The following is a 6,404-nucleotide window of genomic DNA, read 5'->3' as shown; positions in this document are numbered from 1 at the left end:
GCCGAGCGAACGGTCGAGGGCTTATGGAATACCATCGGCCAGATCGTCACGCTGTTCGAACCACAAGAATGCGCCAACTACTTCAAATCGTGCGGATATGATCCCGAGTAAAACGGACGTGCTCTAGAGCCTGGCTCGAAACGCTCAAGCGACAGAAAAGACCGGATCGTTGCATGCCATCGCACCAAGCGAGGGCCTGACGGGCGGGCTTGGCAGGCGGGCTTGCCCGGCCCCTTGAGCCGGTCAGGGACGACGCTCGACAACCCTTCCGACCGTCGTAAAGGAGATCCCTTGCGTTCCGGCGCCGCCGATCATCACGCCTTGCAGGATCGGCGACAGCGCCTGCTCATCGGCACTCCACTCCAGCACGAACCTTGCCGAAAAGCCCGCCGGCTGTTCGTTGACCTTGACGAGAAACGCGTGCGACGCCCGAGGGGCCAGCTTGATCGGTGTTTTCAGAAACGATTTCACCGGGTTGCCGTTCTGGTCGAGATAGTCTGCGGTCGAGACGGTGATCTCTATTGCCGGATCGACATTGTGAACCACCATTGTCGAGGCCAGCGGCTGGCTTCCGCCTTGCGGGGTGAGCACATGGGAAAAGGCGGCCATGAATATCTTTTCAAAGGACGCGCGGGCGGGCAGGGCGGACGCCATGTCCTGACCATGGGCGCCGCCCAGGGCGGCCGTGGCGATCGTGGCGGCCAACAGGAGCCGCACGGACCGCCTCATCGTGTGACGCGGCCGCGCGTCCTTGCGGGCCTGATCCCGGTCGTGAACCCGGTCGTGATCCATTGTCATCTCGATCGCCTCTCCTGCAATGCCGAGACGGGCTGGATAGGGCATTTCGCCATGACGGTTCCTTTCCTTGATCGCACAGCGCAGGTCACACGGCCGATCGCCACCTTCAATCCGCACGCGCCGGAGGGATCGCCAGAACGTCGATCGTCGAATCCCTCAGCACAGTCTCCGTCACGCTTCCCAGCAACCATCGCTCGAGAGTCCGCTTGCCTTGGTTCGCCAGCACGATCAGGTCTGCGGAAATCTCCGCCGCCGCCGCGAGAATCTCGTGATTGACGGCTGTCGCGGCATGACGAAGAAGAGGCTGGACGCCGCCGATCCCGATCGTGCCCATGAAGCTGGACAATTCGCCGGCAGCCTTTTGCCTTGTATCTTCGATGTAGAGCTTTGCCTCTCGCTCCGTCATCGTCGACGCCGTCGCCAGTTGCAGCATCGGCGCATCGAAGACGTGGAGAATGGAATGGGAGGCGTCGTTGGCCAGAACCATCTTCGCGTAGATCGTGATGGCGTTGCGCGAAGCCTCGCCCAGATCCGTCGTCAGCAGCACGTTCCTGTAGGCGGCCACAGGCGCTGCATTGACCATCAGGACGGGGCAGGTGACATTCCGGATCGTCCGCTCCGCCGTCGTTCCGACAAAGATGTCGCGGAACAACTGGCGGCGATGCGGACCCAGGACCAGCAGGTCGGGGGCCGTCTCTTCCGCAAACTGCACGATCGCCTGCGACGGCTCGGCGACCAGCAGCCGGCTCTCGCAGCTTATGTTGTCCACGTCGCGCAGGGTGGCGCGCATGTTGCGCAGCAGCGTCTCCGTTTCCCGCTTCTCCTCCTCCACCAGTCGCAGCGGCCGATCTTCGTCCACGGCAGTGACGAGCGTCATTCTCGCACCCGTCTGCCGGGCCAACAACGTCGCCCGGCGAAGAGCCCGATCCGAGCGTTCGGAAAAGTCGGTCGCCACCATGATGTGCGTCATTGTCTGCCCCTGTCTCAACTAAAACAATCAAATCATCGCAATTAGCCACCAGCCTTGATCTCAATCAACCAAAGAGTGCCAAATTCCGGCATAGTGCACCAAACGGATACAAGCGGTGATACCATGCCACAAGATCGATACCAGACCGTACAAGAAGTGGCCGACCGGCTGAAGGTCAGCGAGGCAACGGTTCGCCACTGGATCAAGGAAGGCGCGTTGCGAGCCATCGACATCGGCAAGGGCTGGCGCGTTTCGGACATCGACTTCGATGACTTCCTGCACCGACACGAGACGCGGCCGCGCCAGAGCGGTGCCACCCTGTTGCCGACCGTGTCCGACGCCAACGCGACCCATCATCCGGACCGGCTGGAGCACTGATGGATGTGGTGCGAGCTTTGGCTGGGCGTTTTTGAACGCAAGGGCACGCCGAAGGAACCCAGCGAGACCGCGAGCCATTCCGATCAGTCCGGTCAGATCATTCTGTTCGGTCTCGGACGCTTCGGCAGCGCCGAGCTGTTGTGCGGCGGCCGTGGTGAGGAACGCACGGAAATTCCCGAGATCGAGACGGAGGGGCGCATCGTCGCTTGAGCGACCTCGCCTTTAAAGGGGCCAAACCGCACGGTAGAGAAGGAACGTGACGAATGAAGCTGGACAACCCGCACAGTCAGACGGTGGAAACCTGCCTTGAACTGCTCGATGCCCGGCCGGAGGGGCTGACCCGCACGGAGGCCGAACGGCGGCTTGAGATCTACGGCCCCAACCGGCTGCCCGAGGTGCACCGGCGCGGACCCTTCCTGCGGTTCCTCGCGCAGTTCCACAATGTTCTCATCTATGTCCTGATGGCCGCGGCCGTGGTCACCGGCATGTTGCAGCATTGGGTCGATACCGGCGTCATCCTCGCGGTGGTGCTGGCCAATGCCTTGATCGGCTTTCTCCAGGAGGGCAAGGCGGAAGCCGCGATGGCCGCCATCCGCAACATGCTGGCGCCCCATGCGGCGGTCTTGCGCGATGGCGAACGGCTGACCGTGGACGGCGCCGATCTCGTGGCGGGCGACATCGTGCTGCTGGAGGCCGGCGACAAGGTGCCGGCCGACCTTCGCCTGGTCGTCGCGCGCGGCCTTTCGGCGCAGGAGGCGATCCTCACGGGCGAAAGCGTGCCGGTCGACAAGACGGTACCGCCGACAAGCGCCGATGCGCCCCTCGGCGATCGCCGCTCCATGCTGTGGTCCGGCACATTGGTCACCCAGGGCACCGCGAAAGGCCTGGTGGTTGCCACCGGCGGCGATACGGAGATCGGCCGCATCGGCGGGCTTCTGGAGGGCGTGGAGCAATTGACGACGCCCCTCGTCGCCCAGATGGATCATTTCGCCCGCTGGCTGTCCTTCCTGATCCTGCTGATCGCGGCGCTGCTGCTCGCCTACGGATATTTTGTCGGTCACCATGAGTTCGGCGAAATGTTCATGGCGGTGGTCGGCGTGGCCGTTGCCGCGATTCCCGAGGGCCTCCCGGCCGTCATGACCATCACGCTGGCCATTGGAGTGCAGGCGATGGCACAGCGCCATGCCATTGTGCGGCGTCTTCCGGCGATCGAGGCAATCGGCTCCGTCTCGGTCATCTGCACCGACAAGACCGGCACGCTGACCCGCAACGAGATGGTGGTCGCCGCGGCGGAGACACCCGACGGCATATTCACGATCGCCGGCGAGGGCTATGCGCCTGCCGGCGCCGTCACGCCCGCGGGCGATCTGTCACGCCTGGCACGCGCCGCAGCGCTCTGCAACGACGCGGCGCTGACCTTTCACAACGGCCTCTGGAGCGTCGAGGGCGATCCGATGGAAGGGGCGCTGCTGGCCTTCGCCGGCAAGGTGGCCGGCGATCACCGGCCCGACGGAAGGCGGCTGGATGCCATTCCCTTCGATTCCCGTCACCGCTTCATGGCGGTGTTGAGCGAGCACGCGGACGGCCGCATCGTTCATGTGAAGGGAGCGCCCGAACGGGTGCTGAGGATGTGCGGCGGCATCGATCTGTCAGGATGGCATGATCGCGCCGAGCAGATGGCCTCGCGAGGGCTTCGCGTGCTGGCCCTCGCCGAGCGGGCGGTGGCTGACGACGAGATCGACCCTGCGGCGCTGGAGGGCGGCCTCGTCTTTCTCGGCCTCGTCGGCCTGATCGATCCGCCACGCCCCGAGGCGATCACCGCCGTCGCCGAGTGTCGCGCCGCCGGCATCCGCGTCAAGATGATCACCGGCGACCATGCCGGAACCGCGGCTGCCATCGCCGCGCAGATCGGCTTGGAGAACACCGGCCGGGTGCTGACCGGATCCGATCTCGACAAGCTGGATGACGCGCAACTGGCCCTCGAAGTCACCGGGGTGGACGTCTTTGCCCGCACCAGCCCGGAACACAAGCTGCGCCTGGTCACCGCCCTTCAGGCCAACGGGCTGTCGGTCGCCATGACCGGCGACGGCGTCAATGACGCGCCGGCGCTCAAGCGGGCGGATGCCGGCATCGCAATGGGACAGAAGGGATCGGAGGCTGCCAAGGAGGCCGCCGATCTGGTGCTGGCCGACGACAATTTCGCCTCCATCGCGGCCGCCGTGCGGGAGGGAAGGACGGTCTACGACAATCTCACCAAGGTGATCAGTTGGACATTGCCGACCAATGCCGGCGAATCAATGGTGGTGATCCTGGCGCTGCTCGCGGGCCTTGCCTTGCCGGTCACCGCGGTGCAGATCCTCTGGGTCAATCTCATCACCGGCATCACCTTGGGTCTGGCACTCGCCTTTGAACCGACCGAGGCCGGCACCATGGCACGGCCGCCGCGACGCCGCGACGCGCCGATCCTGTCGGGCGGCCTGGTCTGGCATGTGGTGCTGGTGGGGATGCTGTTCCTGGCGGCCGTCTTCGGCATCTTCAGCTATGCCCTCGACCGCGGCTATCCTGTCGCGCTTGCGCAGACCATGGCAATGAACACGCTGGTCGTGCTGGAGATCTTCCACCTCTTCTTCATCCGCAACATTCACGGGACCTCGCTTACATGGCGGCGGCCCGCGGGACGAAGGTCGTCTGAAGGGTGGTCATCGCCATCACCGCGGCGCAGTTCGCGGTCACCTACATCCCTGCACTGCAGGCGGTGCTGGGCACCCGGCCGGTGCCGCTGTGGGACGGGCTGCTGATCGTGGCGGTAGGCGCCACCTTCTTTGCCGTCATCGAGATCGAGAAGCAGATCAGGTTGGGGCTGAGGCGATAGCGGCGGCTGCCCCTTCGTGAGGTTGCAAGCGCGGAAAGCCGATCATCCCTTTCACATCGACCACAGGATCGAGAGGGGTGCAGCCTGCAGGCGTTCCGCGAACGGCGTAATGCGGTCGTGATCATGCAGGACGAGGCCACGCACAAAACGATCGCCGACCGCGGCCTGCAACTGACGCAACCCGCGAAAATCATCGGCTTTGACGGTCGCGGACGCCTTGACTTCGATACCGATGACGCGCCCGCGGCGATCCTCGATCACGATATCGACCTCATCCAGATCCTTCGTTCTGTAGTGCGAAAACGACAGACGTCGATCGGACCAGGATGCCAGCTTCATCAGCTCGGAGACGACGAAACTTTCCAGCAGGGCTCCAAATCGGGTCTTGTCGTCGGATAGCCGAGCCAGTTCGTCTTCCCGCAACGCGGCCAGAAGTCCCGTGTCGAGGAAGTGGAGCTTCGGCGTTTTGACAAGCCGGCTGAGCCGGTTGTTCGACCACGGGACAAGGGTTTTGACGAGGAACAGCCGCTCCAGGATGGCTATGTATTTCTGAGCCGTGACACCGGACAATCCCAGCGCCGAACCGAAGCTGCTATTGTTGACCAATTGCCCGGCATGTTCGGCAAGGATGTTCAGAAGACGCGGCAACCGATCCAGCTGATCGATGTTGGCGATGTCGCGCACGTCGCGATCGAGGATCAGACCGACATAGTCTTCGAGCCACGAGACGCGCCGGGCCGGGGTGGTTCGCCTCAGGGCTTCCGGATAGCCGCCGGCGAGAACCATACTCATCATTTCCTTGCCCAGAACGACTTCGCCATCGATGACCGGCTCTTCCCCGGCAAATAGCCGATCGAGCATGAGGCCCGGACAAGATCGGATTTCGGCCTGCGCAAAGGGAAGAAGCGGTATGACGGCCATTCGGCCGGCCAGGGAGTCAGCGATGGCCGGAATGGTCGCGAGATTGGCAGAACCCGTCAGAAGAAACCGTCCGGGCTCCTGATCGTCATCCACGCTTGCCTTGATCGCCAGCATCAGATCGGGGGCTCGTTGTATCTCGTCGATAACCGCGCGCTTCATCCCGCGGATGAACCCGGTCGGGTCGGCTTTCGCGGCGCTCAAGGTTCCGGCATCATCCAGCGTGACGTATGGTTGATCCCTGCCGGAAAACATGCGCGCGAGCGTCGTCTTGCCCGCCTGTCGTGGCCCGGATATCAACACCACACGGGTATCGGCCAAAGCCGCCTCAACCAGAGGCAACGCTTTGCGATCGACAAGAGACTTCAGACCTGTATGCTCAGCCATGCGTCCATTCTTAATCCAACTCCGGTCCAATTTAAAGCGGGAAGTCGTCTATTTTTAATTCGATAGGCGTCCAATCTTGAT

At 63.5% G+C, this 6,404-nt stretch carries 7 protein-coding genes and 1 pseudogene; 5 read left to right on the top strand and 3 right to left on the bottom strand.

Annotated features, from left to right (window positions below; all coding sequences use genetic code 11):
* A pseudogene (locus tag DYZ14_RS24155) lies at nucleotides 1-111 on the top strand (IS630 family transposase); the annotation flags it as partial.
* A gap of 132 nt (nucleotides 112-243) precedes the next feature.
* Here DYZ14_RS24155 and DYZ14_RS17975 read toward each other — a convergent pair.
* Together DYZ14_RS17975 and DYZ14_RS17970 are read right to left on the bottom strand one after the other, a co-directional pair.
* Entirely contained in the window at nucleotides 244-843 is a 600-nt protein-coding gene (locus tag DYZ14_RS17975) for a DUF3124 domain-containing protein (RefSeq protein ID WP_148658704.1), read from the bottom strand.
* 61 nt (nucleotides 844-904) lie between these two features.
* Nucleotides 905-1,768: a universal stress protein gene (locus DYZ14_RS17970; protein WP_148658703.1), complete on the bottom strand. Its 864-nt coding sequence runs from the start codon at nucleotides 1,766-1,768 to the stop codon at nucleotides 905-907.
* A gap of 123 nt (nucleotides 1,769-1,891) precedes the next feature.
* On the opposite strand from DYZ14_RS17970, the gene DYZ14_RS17965 reads away from it, so the two are divergent.
* From DYZ14_RS17965 to DYZ14_RS24590, 4 genes are read left to right on the top strand one after another with little or no spacing between them, the layout of a single operon-like run.
* Nucleotides 1,892-2,146 carry a helix-turn-helix domain-containing protein gene (locus DYZ14_RS17965; protein WP_148658702.1) on the top strand — a complete coding sequence of 85 codons (255 nt, stop codon included), beginning with the start codon at nucleotides 1,892-1,894 and terminating at the stop codon, nucleotides 2,144-2,146.
* 3 nt (nucleotides 2,147-2,149) lie between these two features.
* Complete coding sequence (locus DYZ14_RS17960) at nucleotides 2,150-2,356, top strand: hypothetical protein (protein WP_148658701.1); 207 nt, start codon at nucleotides 2,150-2,152, stop codon at nucleotides 2,354-2,356.
* Between the two features lie 53 nt (nucleotides 2,357-2,409).
* Nucleotides 2,410-4,944, top strand: coding sequence for an HAD-IC family P-type ATPase (locus tag DYZ14_RS17955; RefSeq protein WP_269749461.1), 2,535 nt, complete (start codon nucleotides 2,410-2,412; stop codon nucleotides 4,942-4,944).
* Nucleotides 4,902-5,018, top strand: coding sequence for a hypothetical protein (locus DYZ14_RS24590; protein ID WP_269749460.1), 117 nt, complete (start codon nucleotides 4,902-4,904; stop codon nucleotides 5,016-5,018). Before DYZ14_RS17955 ends, DYZ14_RS24590 begins: the two co-directional genes overlap by 43 nt.
* 51 nt (nucleotides 5,019-5,069) lie before the next feature.
* Here the strand turns inward: DYZ14_RS24590 and DYZ14_RS17950 are convergent, their stop codons facing one another.
* Entirely contained in the window at nucleotides 5,070-6,323 is a 1,254-nt protein-coding gene (locus DYZ14_RS17950; RefSeq protein WP_148658747.1) for an ATP-binding protein, read from the bottom strand.
* Nucleotides 6,324-6,404 lie beyond the last annotated feature (81 nt).

The organism is Ciceribacter sp. T2.26MG-112.2 (assembly GCF_900492205.1).
GTDB classification, from domain to species: domain Bacteria; phylum Pseudomonadota; class Alphaproteobacteria; order Rhizobiales; family Rhizobiaceae; genus Allorhizobium; species Allorhizobium naphthalenivorans_A.
Note: the sequence above shows the minus strand (reverse complement) of the source record. Positions and strands in the feature narration are given on the sequence as shown.